At 71.5% G+C, this 13,692-nt stretch carries 13 protein-coding genes; 6 read left to right on the top strand and 7 right to left on the bottom strand.

What is annotated here, in order from left to right:
- Nucleotides 1-177 precede the first annotated feature (177 nt).
- Nucleotides 178-978, bottom strand: coding sequence for a class I SAM-dependent methyltransferase (locus ACFYW5_RS28125; protein WP_389419891.1), 801 nt, complete (start codon nt 976-978; stop codon nt 178-180).
- Between the two features lie 99 nt (nt 979-1,077).
- Here ACFYW5_RS28125 and ACFYW5_RS28120 point away from each other — a divergent pair, with 99 nt between their 5' ends.
- The 4 genes from ACFYW5_RS28120 to ACFYW5_RS28105 all read left to right on the top strand — a co-directional run bounded on the left by ACFYW5_RS28120 (nt 1,078) and on the right by ACFYW5_RS28105 (nt 3,992).
- Nucleotides 1,078-1,455: a hypothetical protein gene (locus tag ACFYW5_RS28120; RefSeq protein WP_389419890.1), complete on the top strand. Its 378-nt coding sequence runs from the start codon at nt 1,078-1,080 to the stop codon at nt 1,453-1,455.
- Between the two features lie 85 nt (nt 1,456-1,540).
- The gene (locus tag ACFYW5_RS28115) at nt 1,541-2,674 is read left to right on the top strand and encodes an ABC transporter ATP-binding protein (protein WP_389419889.1); all 1,134 of its coding nucleotides are present in this window, start codon (nt 1,541-1,543) and stop codon (nt 2,672-2,674) included.
- Entirely contained in the window at nt 2,671-3,321 is a 651-nt protein-coding gene (locus ACFYW5_RS28110; RefSeq protein WP_389419888.1) for an ABC transporter permease, read from the top strand. The genes ACFYW5_RS28115 and ACFYW5_RS28110 overlap by 4 nt, the downstream gene beginning before the upstream one ends.
- Nucleotides 3,318-3,992, top strand: coding sequence for an ABC transporter permease (locus ACFYW5_RS28105; RefSeq protein ID WP_389419887.1), 675 nt, complete (start codon nt 3,318-3,320; stop codon nt 3,990-3,992). The genes ACFYW5_RS28110 and ACFYW5_RS28105 overlap by 4 nt, the downstream gene beginning before the upstream one ends.
- 37 nt (nt 3,993-4,029) lie before the next feature.
- On the opposite strand, the gene ACFYW5_RS28100 is transcribed toward ACFYW5_RS28105, so the two are convergent.
- The 4 genes from ACFYW5_RS28100 to ACFYW5_RS28085 are packed head-to-tail and all read right to left on the bottom strand — an operon-like array spanning nt 4,030 to nt 7,932.
- Entirely contained in the window at nt 4,030-4,608 is a 579-nt protein-coding gene (locus ACFYW5_RS28100) for an ATP/GTP-binding protein (protein ID WP_389419886.1), read from the bottom strand.
- Nucleotides 4,595-5,011: a DUF742 domain-containing protein gene (locus ACFYW5_RS28095; protein WP_389419885.1), complete on the bottom strand. Its 417-nt coding sequence runs from the start codon at nt 5,009-5,011 to the stop codon at nt 4,595-4,597. Before ACFYW5_RS28095 ends, ACFYW5_RS28100 begins: the two co-directional genes overlap by 14 nt.
- A 27-nt stretch (nt 5,012-5,038) precedes the next feature.
- Nucleotides 5,039-5,500, bottom strand: coding sequence for a roadblock/LC7 domain-containing protein (locus tag ACFYW5_RS28090; protein WP_093720602.1), 462 nt, complete (start codon nt 5,498-5,500; stop codon nt 5,039-5,041).
- Nucleotides 5,497-7,932, bottom strand: a complete 2,436-nt coding sequence (locus ACFYW5_RS28085) for an ATP-binding protein (protein WP_389420076.1) — start codon at nt 7,930-7,932, stop codon at nt 5,497-5,499. The genes ACFYW5_RS28090 and ACFYW5_RS28085 overlap by 4 nt, the downstream gene beginning before the upstream one ends.
- Before the next feature lie 212 nt (nt 7,933-8,144).
- Between ACFYW5_RS28085 and ACFYW5_RS28080 the strand changes: the two genes are divergently transcribed.
- The gene (locus tag ACFYW5_RS28080) at nt 8,145-9,083 is read left to right on the top strand and encodes an ABC transporter substrate-binding protein (protein WP_389419884.1); all 939 of its coding nucleotides are present in this window, start codon (nt 8,145-8,147) and stop codon (nt 9,081-9,083) included.
- 45 nt (nt 9,084-9,128) lie between these two features.
- Here ACFYW5_RS28080 and ACFYW5_RS28075 read toward each other — a convergent pair whose 3' ends face one another.
- Nucleotides 9,129-10,517 carry a glycoside hydrolase family 43 protein gene (locus tag ACFYW5_RS28075; RefSeq protein WP_389419883.1) on the bottom strand — a complete coding sequence of 463 codons (1,389 nt, stop codon included), beginning with the start codon at nt 10,515-10,517 and terminating at the stop codon, nt 9,129-9,131.
- 154 nt (nt 10,518-10,671) lie between these two features.
- On the bottom strand, nt 10,672-11,466 hold the full coding sequence (locus tag ACFYW5_RS28070) for a lytic polysaccharide monooxygenase (RefSeq protein WP_389419882.1): 795 nt from the start codon (nt 11,464-11,466) through the stop codon (nt 10,672-10,674).
- Between the two features lie 361 nt (nt 11,467-11,827).
- Between ACFYW5_RS28070 and ACFYW5_RS28065 the strand changes: the two genes are divergently transcribed.
- Nucleotides 11,828-13,630, top strand: a complete 1,803-nt coding sequence (locus ACFYW5_RS28065; RefSeq protein WP_389419881.1) for a S8 family serine peptidase — start codon at nt 11,828-11,830, stop codon at nt 13,628-13,630.
- Nucleotides 13,631-13,692: the final 62 nt, after the last annotated feature.

The following is a 13,692-nucleotide window of genomic DNA, read 5'->3' as shown; positions in this document are numbered from 1 at the left end:
GTCGTCCGTTCGGCTGGAGGGTCGCTGGTGGTGGTCGATCAGCGGCGACTCCGGCTCTGGGCAGCCCCGGTCGGCAGCGCCGGACAGTGACGACACCGGCCACACCCTCCCGGCCCAACCGGTGAGCAGTTCCCCGCGCTGCCGATGCCCGGGACGAGCCTGACACCGACCATGCAGTTACCGCTTGATACCGCTCACCGACCACGCCCGGGCCGACAGTTCGATGGAGCCGTCCGGATCGCGCGGGAGGGATTCGGCGAGGGTGTCACGGAGGCGGTCCCGGTCGTCCGGAGAGAGGTCGGCCACGTAGGCGCCGGCCGGGCCCTGGCCCGCGAGGAACGGGGACCACAGATCGGCGAGGTCGGTGAAGACGGTCCGGATGACGATCGGGGTGACCCACACGTCCGCCAGCCCGGCGCCCGTCCACAGCGCGTGCAGGGGATCGGGGCCGCACACCGGGAACCGGCGCCCCTCGTCCAGCTCGGCCGCCGCCGGATCCAGCGCCGTGGCCGCGTCCCAGAACCGGCGCAGCAGGACCATGCCCTCCGCGTAGTCCCAGACGTACGCGGCGACCCGGCCCCCGGCCCGGACCGCCCGGGCCATCTCGGCGACGCCCTCGGCGGGTTCGGGCAGGAAGTTCAGCGCCAGCCCGCTGACCGCGGCGTCGCACGCACCGTCCCGCACGGGCAGCGCCCCCGCGTCGGCCACCACGAACCGCACCGGACCGTACGCCGCGTCCCGGGCCGTCGCCACCAGCTCCGCGGACCGGTCGCAGCCCAGCACCAGCGCCGGCCGGCACCGCGCCGCCAGCACCGCCGACAACGCCCCGGTCCCGCACCCCACGTCCAGCCAGCGCAGCCCGTCCGGGTGGCCGGCCAGGGCGGTGAAGCGCTCGGCGACCTTCCGGCTCCACCGGCCCATGAACCGCTCGTAGGCGGGTCCGGCCTGCCACACGTCGAACCGCTGCTGCTCGCTCATGACTCCACCTTGAGGGACGCGGACGGCTTCGGCCGACATCCGGGGCACCCCGCGGAAAACGGGTCGTTGCGGCGGCGCCCACCATGGTGAACTGCGGCCATGAGTCTGACGGTGGAGATCTTCCTGGTCCGGGCGGACGGGGAGGTCGAGGTCCAGGCAACGCCCGAGGGGGTGCCGGACCTCGCGGGCCCCGAGAGCTGGCGCACCCTGGTGTGGGGCTCCCGGGCCATCCGCTCCCTCGGCGCCCGGTTCTTCCCCGACTTGGCCGGGGGCGGCCTCGTCGCGCCCGACGAGACACCCGCCTTCCTGGCCGAATGCGCCCTCGTGCGCGAGCATCTGGAGCGGCTCGCGGAGCTCACCTGCCGACCGGACCGGACGGTCGCCCAACACGCCGACCACATCGGGTCGCGGCTGGGAATCATCGAGGAGACCGCCCTGCGCGCACGGGAGATGGGAGGCGGCGTCCTGATCTGGTGAGCGGTCTAGACTCTCAGCGCAACGGCATGCTCAACCCCGGCCGGAAGCGGGCGACTTCTGCCAGACCCGAAGGGTATTCGGCGTTTTGATACGGATAGATTCAGTCACCAAGCGATACCCGGACGGCACGGTGGCGGTCGACCGGCTCTCGCTGGAGATACCCGACCGCTCGGTCACCGTCCTCGTCGGCCCGTCGGGCTGCGGGAAGACGACCACCCTGCGCATGATCAACCGGATGGTCGAGCCGACCGAGGGCACCATCCTCCTCGACGGCAAGGACATCCAGCAGCAGCCGGTCAACACCCTGCGCCGCTCGATGGGTTACGTCATCCAGAACGCCGGCCTCTTCCAGCACCGCACGATCCTGGACAACATCGCGACCGTGCCCCGCATGCTCGGCTGGGGCAAGGAGAAGTCCCGGGCCAGGGCCCGCGAGCTGATGGAGCGGGTCGGCCTCGACACCGCCCTCGCCAAGCGCTACCCCTACCAGCTCTCCGGCGGACAGCAGCAGCGCGTCGGCGTGGCCCGGGCGCTCGCCGCCGATCCGCCGGTGCTGCTGATGGACGAGCCGTTCTCCGCGGTCGACCCGGTCGTCCGCAAGGGCCTTCAGGACGAACTGCTGCGCATCCAGGCCGAGTTGGGCAAGACGATCGTCTTCGTCACCCACGACATCGACGAGGCCGTCAAGCTCGGCACGATGGTCGCCGTGATGCGCACCGGCGGCCGGCTCGCCCAGTTCGCCCCGCCCGCCGACCTGCTGACGAGCCCCGCCGACTCCTTCGTCGAGGACTTCCTCGGCACCGACCGGGGCATCAGGCGGCTGTCCTTCTTCCCCTCCGCGGGCCTGGAGCTGCGCACGGACCCGATCGTCGCGATCGACGCCACCGCCGAGCAGATCGCCGCCCGCGACACTGCCGACGCCCCCTATCTCCTCGTCACGGACCTGAACGGCAAGCCGCTCGGCTGGGCCGAACCCCGGGACGTGACCGCCGGACGGATCGACAGGGACCGACTCCTGCCGTACGGCCGCCCGTTCGTACCCCGCACCGACTCCCTGCGGGCCGCCCTCGACGGCGCGGTGCTCTCGCCGACCGGCTGGGCCGTCGCCGTGGACGCGGAGGGCCGGGCGACCGGAGTGGTCTCGCAGCAGACCATCGGCGAGGCGATCCGGGGCGCCCACGCCAAGAGCGCGACGGCGACGGAGAAGGTCGCGCGATGAGCGAGTTCTTCGACATGCCGAGCGACCTGCAGAACAGCTACCTCGGCCTGGTCGTCCTCCACCTCCGCGAGGCCCTGCTGCCGGTGCTGGCCGGACTGCTGATCGCCCTGCCCATCGCCCAACTGTGCATACGGCTGCGCTGGTTGTACGCGCCGGTGCTCTGGGTGACGACGGTGCTGTACGCGATCCCGTCGCTGGCCTTCTTCGTGATCCTCATCGACTACACGGGCCTGTCCGAGCTGACCGTGATGATCCCGCTGGCCGTGTACAGCCTGGTGGTCCTGGTCCCGGCGATCGTCGACGGCGTCCGCTCGGTCCCGCAGGAAACGCTGGCGGCCGCCACCGCGATGGGCTTCGGCCCCGTACGCCGCTATCTCCAGGTCCAGTTGCCGATCGCCACCCCCGCGATCATCGCCGGGCTGCGGGTGGCGGCGGTGTCGAGCATCTCCCTGGTCAGCGTCGGCATGCTGATCGGCAACCAGGGCGCGCTCGGCAACCTCCTCAACAGCGGCATGATCTACAACCAGCCCCGCCTGGTGTGGCTCTCGGTGCTGGGCACGGCCGTCCTCGCGATCCTGGTGGACGCGGCCCTGATCGTCATACGGATGCTGCTGACCCCCTGGATGCCCCGCGAGGCCACGCGATGAACCTCCTCCACCACATCGACGCCTTCTTCAGCGACAGCGCGCACTGGACGGGCTACGACGGCATCCCCACCCGGCTGGCCGAACACCTCGGCTACACCCTGATGGCCCTCGGCATCGCCGCCGGCATCGGCCTCCCGGCCGGCCTGCTCACCGGGCACACCGGCCGCGGCGGCCACACCGTGTCGCTGATCGCCACGGCCGGCCGGGCCCTGCCCAGCTTCGGTCTGATGGTGCTGATGTTCGTGCTGCTGGGCCTGGGCATGGCACCGGTGATGATCCCGCTGGTGGTCCTGGCGATCCCGCCGATCCTGGTCACCACCTACGAGGCGATGCGCTCGGTCGACCCGGCCCCGGTGGACGCCGCGCGCGGCATGGGGATGGCGGAGACCGGGGTCCTGTTCCGGGTCGAACTCCCGGTCGCGCTCCCGCTGATCCTCAGCGGCCTGCGCTCGGCGGCGATCCAGATCGTGTCCACGGCGACGATCGCGGCGTACGTCAGCTTCGGCGGCCTGGGCCGCTACATCGTGGACGGTCTCTACCAGCGGGACTACGAGAAGGTGGTGGGCGGCGCGACGCTGGTGGCGGCGCTGGCGCTGGCGACGCTGGGGCTGTTCTGGGCGGCAGGACGCCTCACGGTGTCCCCGGGAGTGCGGCGCGGGAGTACCGGCTAGGGCCGCGCGCCGGCCTTTCGGGCCCGCCGCCCCCGGCTCACCCCTCGCTGCGGGCCAGCGCCAGCTCCAGCACCACCAGCAGCGAGTCCCGCACGGACCCCCGCTCCCGCGCGTCGAACACCACCACGGGCACCCCGTCACTCACGTCGAGCGCCCACCGCACCTCGTCCAGCGCGTGCTCGACGCGACCGTCGAACGCGTTCACCGCCACCGCGAACGGGATCTGCCGGTGCTCGAAGTAGTCGACGGCCGCATAGCAGTCGTCGAGCCGCCGCGTGTCCACGATGACCAGCCCGCCCACCGCCCCCTCGACGATGTCGTCCCACATGAACCCGAACCGCTCCTGCCCGGGCGTACCGAACAGATAGAGCTTCAGCGTCGGGTCGATGGTGATGCACCCGAAGTCCATGGCGACCGTGGTCGTCGTCTTGAGCGGGGTGTGCGTGAGGTCGTCGACGCCCGCGGCGACCTCGGTGATCGCGGCCTCGGTCGTCAGCGGCTCGATCTCGGAGATGGAGCCGACGGCGGTCGTCTTGCCCACGCCGAAGCCCCCCGCGATCACCATCTTGACCGGCAGCGGCGGTCGTACGGCGGCGGCCGGTTCAGTCGGTGTCACGGAGAACCCCCCGGGAGTCGGGGATGGCGCGCAGGCCATCGATCACTCTTCGCAGGACGGATGAATCGTGGACGGCGTCGGAGTTCGGCACATGCACCGTCAGCCGTCCCTCGGCCCGCAGGTCCTCGGCGAGGACCCGCACCACATTGAGGTGCAGCCGCAGCCGGGCCGCGATCTCCGCGATGGACTGCGGCTGCCGGCACGCGGCCACGATGTCGTGCTGCTCGAAGGAGAGCAGCGACAGCGCGGCGAGCCCCGAGGCGGTGGCCACCACCTGGGTCTCGACGGGCATCGTCCGGCCGGCGACGCTGGGCGCCACCCGGCCGGCGGTGACCAGGAACGGCCGTACGGCGGAAGCGGGGCCGACCGGGTCGTCGCCCGGGGGAGGAATGCCGTCCGCCATGGGGTGTGTACCGTCCTTCTCGAACCGTCAGCGGGCCGACGCGGCGCCGACGCTGTTCTTCAGTTCGAGCACGAGCTGCGGGCTGAGCGCGGCACCGGCACGGTTGGCGAACAGCGTCATCTCGTAGGCGATGTTGCCCAGCTTGGCCTCCTTGTCGGTGACCACGCCGAGCACGGCGCCGCTGCCGATCGCGGAGACCAGCACATGGCCGCCCTCCAGATCGATGATCACCTTGTTGAGTCCGCCCAGGCCGTAGTTGCCGGACGCCCCGGCGGCCAGGCTGGTGATGCCCGAGACGATCGCGGCGAGCCGCTCGGAGTCGGCGTGCTCCCGCAGTTCGGAGACCGCGATCAGCAGTCCGTCGGAGGAGACGGCGATGGCGTCGACGACACCCGCGGTCTCCGTCGCGAAGCGATTCAGCAGCCAGGTGAAGTCGGCTGCGGCGGCCTGGAGTTCGGCCGGCGTGGTGCCTCCTGTGGATGTGCTCACTGCTCCGCTCCTTCCGGGAGGTGGTTCGGGTCCTGCTGGCCGGGAATCGGCTGCTCGGTGGTGTCGCTGTCGCGGTGCGCCCGCTCCACGGCCGCCTCGAACTCCTCCAGCGCGGACCGTACGGCGTCCGCGTCGGCGGGCTGGGCGGGCCGGCGCAGGATCTGGTGGGCGCCGGTGTCCTCGCCGCCGCCGCGCAGGGTGGCCCCGCGGACGCGGCGGCGCAGCGGGCGGGCGCCGGGGGTGTCGGCATGGGCCCGGGGGGAGGCTTCGGGACGGTCGGCCCGGGCGTGATCGACGGGGGGTACGTCCGGGGCGGCGCCCTCGCGCCGGGGGACCCGGCGGGGGAGGGGGCCGGAGTCGTCCGCGGCGGCCGAGGGGAGCGGCCCGGCCGCCGGAGCCGCCGTGGGCACCTCGGCCGGGACGGGCACCTCGGCCGCCGCGGGCACCGGCTCCGGTTCCGCGGGCGCCGCAAGAAGCAGCGACGTCGGCACGCTCACCTCGGCGGTGACACCGCCGCCCGGCGTCCGGGTCAGCGTCACGCCGATCTCCCAGCGGCGGGCCAGGGTACCGACCACGAACAGGCCCAGCACCTTCGTCGGCACCAGGTCCAGGCGCTCGCGGCGGATCAGCCGGGCGTTCTCCTCGGCGAGCCGCTCGGCGCTCATGCCGAGACCGTGGTCGGCGATCACGATCGACGCGGTGTCGTCCTCGGCGGTCGCCACCGTCACCTCGACGGGGCTGCCCGCGGGGGAGAACGACACGGCGTTCTCCAGGAGTTCGGCCACCATCAGGGTCAGGTCGCCGATGACGTCCGGTTCCACCGCGGCCTCGGAGCGCGCGGTCAGCCGTACCCGCTGGAAGCCCTCGATCTGGCCGAGTGCGGCACGGACGACGTTGGTCAGCGCGAGCGGACCGGAGCCGAGGCCCGCCTCGCGGATGCCGGCGAGCAGCATCAGGCTGTCGGCGTTGCGGCGCAGCCGGACCGCGATGTGGTCGATGCTGTACAGCCGTTCCAGCAGTTCGGGGTCGGTCTCGCCGCGCTCCACGGCGTCGATCAGGGCGAGCTGGCGGGTGGTGAGGTTGCTGACGCGGCGGCCGACGTTGCCGAACATCTCGGCGACGTTGCGGCGGCTGAGCACCTGGCGTTCCAGCAGCGCGGCCGCGGTGGACTGGACGCGGTTGAACGCGGCGGCGAGGTCGCCGATCTCGTCGCGCGCGGTGACCGGCATCGGGCGCAGCCGGGGCGGGCCGTCGTCCTCGGCGTCGTCGTCGGCGACCCGGGCCAGCTCGCGGTCCGCGACCTCGGCGACCTCGCGGGCGGCGCCGGTGAGGGCCTGCACCGGCCGGACCACCGAGCGGCGGACCGCGACCGAGAGGCCGAGCCACAGGGCGAAGCCGAACAGGGCGAGCGCGAGGAGCAGCCCCGCGCGCCAGGCGGCGTCGCTGGAGGCGTCGTCGGCCCGGTCGGCGATCTGGTCGATGAGGGAGGCGGTGATCCCGAGCCGGATCTCGGCCTGCTCGCGGTAGGCCGGGTAGGACTCCAGCGCCGCCCGGAACGCCTCGCGGATCTCGGCGGGCGAGTCGGCCTGGAGCGAGCTGGGGTCGATCTGCAGCTCGGCGTACTGGCGGCGGATGGTGGCCTGCGGGGAGCTGTGCTCGATGCCGCTGAGCTCCTCGGCCTGCTCGGCGGTGGCGAACCGGGCGAACCGGTCGGCCTGGTAGGTGTACACCTCGTAGGAGCCGACCGCGCCGATGAACTCGATGAGCGCGTTGGAGTCCCCGGTCGCCGCGGAGAACACGCCGGTCTCGAAGGCGCTGTGGGCGGCGTCGGCGCGCAGCAGGGAGTCCAGGAGGTTGCCGGTGAAGGTGCCGGCGAGGTCGGCGTTGCGGTCCAGGCCGAGGCCGTCGATGACGCCCTTGGCGGCGCCCGCGTACGCCGGGTCGATGTTGTCCGCGGGCAGGTAGCCCTGCTCGATGGTGTCGCGGAGGCTGCCCAGGGCGCCGATCTCCCTCAGCGCCCGCGCCTCGGTGTCCGGGAGGCGGTCCCCGAAGGTCTCGCGGACCTTGACGACCTGGGCGTCCACCGCGGCCTGCGCCTGGTCGTAGGCGGCCGTGGAGGGCCGGGCCTCGCTGCCGGCTGCGGCCTCGTGCCGTACGGAGAGCAGGATCGCCTGCTGGTGCTCGGCCGCCACCCGGTCCACCAGCGTGGCCACCTCGGCGCTGTCCCGGACCAGCCGGGCCGCGTCGGAGGCGGAGGAGGACTGGCCGAGCTGATCGGTGATCAGGTAGGCCAGCAGCACGGCGACGACGGCGAGCGGCACGCCGACCAGCACATTGAGCTTGCGCCGGAAGGGCCAGCGGTCGGTGAGCCGCCGTGCGCCGGGAGGGGAGCCGTGTGTCGCGGTGGACGCGTCCACCTCTGTCGCGGACACCATTCCTCCTCGAGTGATCGCACACCGGGTGTCAACTGCGGGGAGACTATCGCCTCTTGAGGTGAATCTCTTCACATACGATCACAACCGAGCACTCATTGAGGCCAATCGGTGACCAGGATTCCCTTGACTGATCAAGAAGCCGCTGGATTGGATCAGTTCAAGAAACTGGAGAACCACCGTCCTTCATCTCTGAGTCCGGAACGGGAATCGTGACTTCTACCGTCTCACGCAGTAGGTCCATCGTCGTGCTCGCCGCCACCGCGGCCCTGCTCGCGGGATGTGGCTCCTCCGACGACGAGTCCGACAACCCCCTGGCGGAGGACAAGGCGAGCGGTGACACCGTCGTCGTCGGCTCCAACAACTTCGCCGAGTCCATCCTGCTCGCCGACATCTACGGCGAGGCCCTGAAGGCCAAGGGCATCAAGGTCACCTACAAGCCCAACATCGGCAGCCGCGAGACCACGTACGGCCTGCTGAAGAACGGCTCCATCACCGTGCTGCCGGAGTACAACGGCTCGCTGCTGGCGTACCTGGACCCGAAGGCGGAGCAGAAGAGCACCGAGGCCGTCAACGCGGCGGTGAAGACCAAGCTGGACAAGAAGCTGACGCTGCTGGAGTCCTCGCCCGCCGAGGACAAGGACTCCGTCAGCATCAACGCGGAGACCGCCAAGAAGTACAACCTCACCGCCGAGTCCACCCTCGCGGACCTCAAGGACATCGCGCCCGAGCTGGTCATCGGCGGCTCCCCGGAGTTCCAGACCCGGCAGCAGGGCCTGGTGGGCCTCAAGGACGTCTACGGCCTGGAGTTCAAGTCCTTCAAGGCGCTCGACGCCGGCGGTCCGCTCACCCAGGCGGCGCTGACGAAGAACACCGTGCAGGCCGCGGACATCTTCACCACGGACCCGACGATCACCAAGGAGAAGTTCGTCGTCCTCAAGGACCCGGAGAACCTCTTCGGCTTCGCCAACGTGACCCCGCTGGTCTACGAGTCGGGCCTGCCGCAGGAGGGCGTCGACGCCCTCAACGAGGTCTCCGCCAAGCTCGACACCAAGACCCTGCTCGACCTGGACTCCCAGGTGCAGCTGGAGAACAAGGACCCGCTCGACGTCGCCAAGGACTGGCTGAAGTCGGTCGGCCTGGACGGCTGACGCCCCTCCCGGCGGGGCCGTGCCCGCACGACCCCGCCCGGGCTCCTAGTAGCCCACCCTGAACGTCGCGTCCTGCCGCTCGGTCGCCGTGGAGACCGGGTCGACGCGCAGGGCGTAGCCGTAGTGCCGCAGATAGCGCGTCGGGTTGTTGTACGACCGGAACGACGACCAGGACGCGTCGGCCAGCCCCGCCGTACGGTGGAAGGTCGCGTCCCCCGCGAAGACGGACGTGCCGTCGTTCACGTCCAGCCGCACCGCGTAGTCGGCGTGCCGCAGGTAGCGGGTCGGGTGGCTGACGGACTGGAAGGACACCCCCGAGGCGTCCGCGAGACCCGGGACGAGCTTCCACAGCGAGTCCCTGTACGGCTCGACCGGGTAGGGGTCGATCCGCCCGGCGAAGCCGGAGTGCCGGACGTAACGGGCGGGGAAGTTGTAGGACTTCAGCCGGTTCCAGGCGGGCGCGCCCCAGTGGGCGAGCAGGTTGCCGTACTGCGCCGCGGTGATCGGCGTGATGCCGCAGTGCTTGGAGTTGACCGGCTGGGTGTAGGTCCGCTGGTCGACGGCCGTCCACGTGCCCGCCGACAGATCGGCGGACTGCCAGGCGTAGAAGACGCCGTTGGGCGTGTAGGTGTCCCCCCACAGCCACCAGGTGCCGGAGGCCAGGGACTTCACCAGGGTCGGCGCCTCCGTGCCGCCCTGCGCCACGCCCGAGGTGAAGGGGGTGAAGCTGCCCGGGTCCAGGGAGGTGGAGCGGGCGCCCACCAGGGTGCCGTTGCGCTTGAAGTAGAGGTAGTTGACCCCGTTCACCCCCACCGCCATGTCACCGTCGATGACGTCGTAGCCGGGGTCGAAGAAGACCTGGGGCGCCGAGGCCGTGACGAAGTCGCTGGTGTAGTTGACCATGATCACGTTGTGGCCACTGGAGTCGACCGACGAGTAGATGACCGCGTACCGGCCGCGGCTCGCGTCCCAGAACGCCTCGGGGGCCCAGCTGTGGGTCACCATGTCGTGCAGCTTCAGCCGGTGGTAGCCCGTGAAGGTGCGCAGGTCGGCGGAGTTCCAGACGTGGATGTACTGGCTGTTGTAGCTCCAGTCGGTGCCCTTGAGGTCGGTGGCCAGCACGACGAACGTGCCGTCCTGCTTGCGCAGGACGAACGGGTCGCGCAGTCCGCCGGCCCCCTGGGTGGGGGTGACCACCGGGTTGTTCTGGTTCAGCGGCGTCCAGTTCAGCCCGTCCGTGCTGACGGCGAGATGCAGGCCGTAGTCGGTGCCGTCGCCGTGGTTGGTCGATTCCGTGAAGTACGCCATCACGTACGCCGCGTCGGCGGCGTGGGCCGGACCGGCGCCGAGGGCCAGCACGCCCGTCGCGGCCAGGGGCGTGGCCGCCGCCAGACCGAGGACTGCTCTGCGGGTCGGGTGCGGGAGGGAGGTCATCCGGACTCCTGGGGGAGGGCCGATGCGAGTCGACGATTGCCGGTATATCGAACGTGGTTCGGCAAGTCGGTCAGACCGTAGGGGGGTGACGGGTGCGCGTCAATGAGGGCGGCGGTGGTGGCCGATTTCCGCTCGGTGGCTGACGCCGCTTTCGTCACCGGCGCCCAAGTCGTACGGCGACAGCGGCGCCCCCGATGAGCAGCAGCACCGCGGCGGCGCCGCCCGCGAGCAACGGGGCCGACGGGCCCGGGTCCGGGGCGGGGACCGCCGCCTTGGCGGTCTCCTCCGCCCTGTCCTGCACAGGGAGATCCTTCTCCTTCGTCACGAACTCCACGTCCGAGCAGGAGTAGTACGTGTCCGGCGTACTGCTGTTCTGCCACACCGTGTACAGCACGTGCCGCCCCGTCCGGTCGGTCGGCAGGGTCGCCCGGATCCGGTACGCGCCGTCCGTCAGCGCGGGGTCCCGTACCTCGGCGAAGGGCCGTTCCGGCAGATCGGACCAGGTGAGCGGCCGGATGGGGTCGTAGCCCCGCCGGGTGAGGTAGAGCCGGAAGGTGCCGGTGTGCGGGATCGTCGAGACGTACCGCAGAGTCAGCCCGGAACCCGGCCGCAGCCGGGTCGACGGCCAGTCGGAGCGGGGCAGGTCCAGGCCCCGGTAGGCGGGCAGACCGCCGCTGCACAGCTGTCCGTCGGGGACGATCCGCCGGTCCTGGCCGTTCACGTTCGCGATGCGCAGGTTGTCCCAGGCCAGGAAGGGTGTGCCGTTCGCGGCGACGGCGGCCCGGCACGCCGCCGACCCGGCGGCGCTGCCGCCCTCGGGGGAGCAGGCCACCACCCGGCTGACCGGATCGGTGGGCGCGCCATGCGCGGCGGCCGGGGTCGCGGCTCCCAGGGCGAGCAGCGGCGGGACCGCCACCGCGAGGGCGCGCCGGGCGCGGGTCCGGGTCATATGAAGGATCTCCTCGGCCGGGGCGGGACGGACTGCCGCTGTCCAGTACGGAACGCGGACCCGGCGCGTTCAGCGGGCACGTGCCCGTGCAAAAGGGGACACAGGCGGTCAACTCCTGGACGGCGAGGGTTCGTTTCCGGCCGGATCGAGGGTTTCCCCTGTATCCCTATGACCTTCCGTTTGCCTATCGTTCCTGCACAGCCGACCCACAGGTAACCCCGGACGGATCGGCCCCCCACCGCGCCTGGCCGGCCACTGCGCACGCTGTTCGGTTTTCGGTTCACCCCCCTCCGCTTCGAGGACGAAGCGCATCGACCGCCGCTCCGCGCTGCCCGGAGTCCGGCCACGAAAGGCCAAGCCCTTGCGTACCTCCCCCTCCGTGCGACGGAAGCTGATATCCGTCGCCGCGGTCTCCGCCGCGCTGTTCACGGCCGCTACCGCCACGGCCGCCGTCGCCCAGCAGTCCGCCGCTCCCCAGGATGTCCCCGCCGCGAGCACCGAGGCCGCCCCCGGCGCCCCGGCCGAACGGCTCATCGTCGGCTACAAGTCCGGTGCCGCCGAGGCCAAGTCGAACAAGGCCGCCGACGCGGACGCCGCCGCCAAGGGCAAGGAGGCCGGCGAGGAGCTGGACTTCCAGCGCCGGCTCGGCACCGGTGCCGCCCTCGTCGACCTCGATGAGGACCTCACCAAGGCGGACGTCTCCGACGTCATCGCCGAGTACGAGGCCGACCCGCAGGTCGCCTACGTCGTACCGGACCGCCTGAACAAGCCGCTGGCCACGCCGAACGACACCGAGTACGCCAAGCAGTGGGACCTGTTCGAGACCACCGCGGGCATGAACGTGCCGGGTGCCTGGGATGTCAGCACCGGCACCGGGGTGACCGTCGCCGTGATCGACACCGGCTATGTCGCCCACTCCGACCTCGCGGCGAACATCGTCGGCGGCTACGACTTCATCGCGGACGCGACCGTCGCCAACGACGGCGGCGGCCGGGACAGCAACCCGGCCGACCCGGGCGACTGGACCGCCGCCGGCGAGTGCCAGTCCGGCGACCCGGCCTACGACTCCTCCTGGCACGGCACCCACGTCGCCGGCACCATCGCCGCGGCGACCGACAACGGCAAGGGCGTCGCCGGTATCGCCTACGGCGCGAAGGTCTCCCCGCTGCGGGTCCTCGGCAAGTGCGGCGGCTACGACTCCGACATCATCGACGCCATCACCTGGGCGTCCGGCGGCACGGTCTCCGGTGTCCCCGCCAACACCAACGTCGCCAAGGTCATCAACATGAGCCTCGGCGGCGGCGGCGCCTGCACCACCGCCACCCAGAACGCGATCAACGCCGCCGTGAACCGCGGCACCACGGTCGTCGTCGCGGCGGGCAACAGCAACGCCAACGCGGCCAACTACTCGCCGGCCAGCTGCTCCAACGTGATCAGCGTCGCCGCCGCTGACCGCCAGGGCAACCGCTCCTACTACTCCAACTACGGCACGGTCGTCGACATCGCCGCCCCCGGTGGCGAGACCAACTCCGTCACCACCAACGGCATCCTGTCCACGCTGAACGCCGGCGCGCAGGGCCCGGGGGCCGAGAGCTACGAGTACTACCAGGGCACCAGCATGGCCGCCCCGCACATCGCGGGTCTCGCCGCGCTGCTGAAGTCGAAGAACTCCGCGCTGACCCCGGCCCAGATCGAGTCCGCGATCAAGACCAACGCGCGTGCGCTGCCCGGCACCTGCTCCGGCGGCTGCGGCGCCGGCCTCGCGGACGCGGCCAGGACGGTGCAGGCGGTGAGCGGTTCCGGCGGCGGCTCCACGGGGGGCACCACCTTCTCCAGCACCTCGGCCGTCGCGGTCCCGGACAACGGCACGATCGAGTCCCCGATCACCGTCTCCGGCCGCACCGGCAACGCGCCCTCGGCGCTCCAGGTCGGGGTGAACATCACCCACACCTACCGCGGTGACCTGGTGCTTGACCTGGTCGCGCCGGACGGTACGAGTTACCGCCTGAAGTCCGCCAGCTCCTCGGACTCCGCGGACAACGTCGTGGCCACCTACACGGTGAACGCCTCCAGCGAGGTCGCCAACGGCACCTGGAAGCTGCGGGTGCAGGACACGGCGACGCAGGACACGGGCACGCTCAACAGCTGGAAGCTGACCTTCTGAACGAGCCGTTCCACTGAAGCGGACGGGTCGGCCGGTGCGGATGGGGCATCGGCCGGCCCGTC

It is taken from the genome of Streptomyces sp. NPDC002779 (assembly GCF_042888685.1).
In the GTDB taxonomy this organism is placed as follows: domain Bacteria; phylum Actinomycetota; class Actinomycetes; order Streptomycetales; family Streptomycetaceae; genus Streptomyces.
The sequence above is the reverse complement of the archived record's forward strand: the minus strand, read 5'-3'. Positions and strand labels throughout refer to the sequence as shown.

Coding starts and splice junctions, on each gene's coding strand:
- ACFYW5_RS28125 (WP_389419891.1), bottom strand. CDS start 978: ATGAGCGAGCAGCAGCGGTTCGACGTGTGGCAGGCCGGACCCGCCTAC.
- ACFYW5_RS28095 (WP_389419885.1), bottom strand. CDS start 5,011: ATGGCGGACGGCATTCCTCCCCCGGGCGACGACCCGGTCGGCCCCGCT.
- ACFYW5_RS28105 (WP_389419887.1), top strand. CDS start 3,318: ATGAACCTCCTCCACCACATCGACGCCTTCTTCAGCGACAGCGCGCAC.
- ACFYW5_RS28070 (WP_389419882.1), bottom strand. CDS start 11,466: ATGACCCGGACCCGCGCCCGGCGCGCCCTCGCGGTGGCGGTCCCGCCG.
- ACFYW5_RS28110 (WP_389419888.1), top strand. CDS start 2,671: ATGAGCGAGTTCTTCGACATGCCGAGCGACCTGCAGAACAGCTACCTC.
- ACFYW5_RS28075 (WP_389419883.1), bottom strand. CDS start 10,517: ATGACCTCCCTCCCGCACCCGACCCGCAGAGCAGTCCTCGGTCTGGCG.
- ACFYW5_RS28120 (WP_389419890.1), top strand. CDS start 1,078: ATGAGTCTGACGGTGGAGATCTTCCTGGTCCGGGCGGACGGGGAGGTC.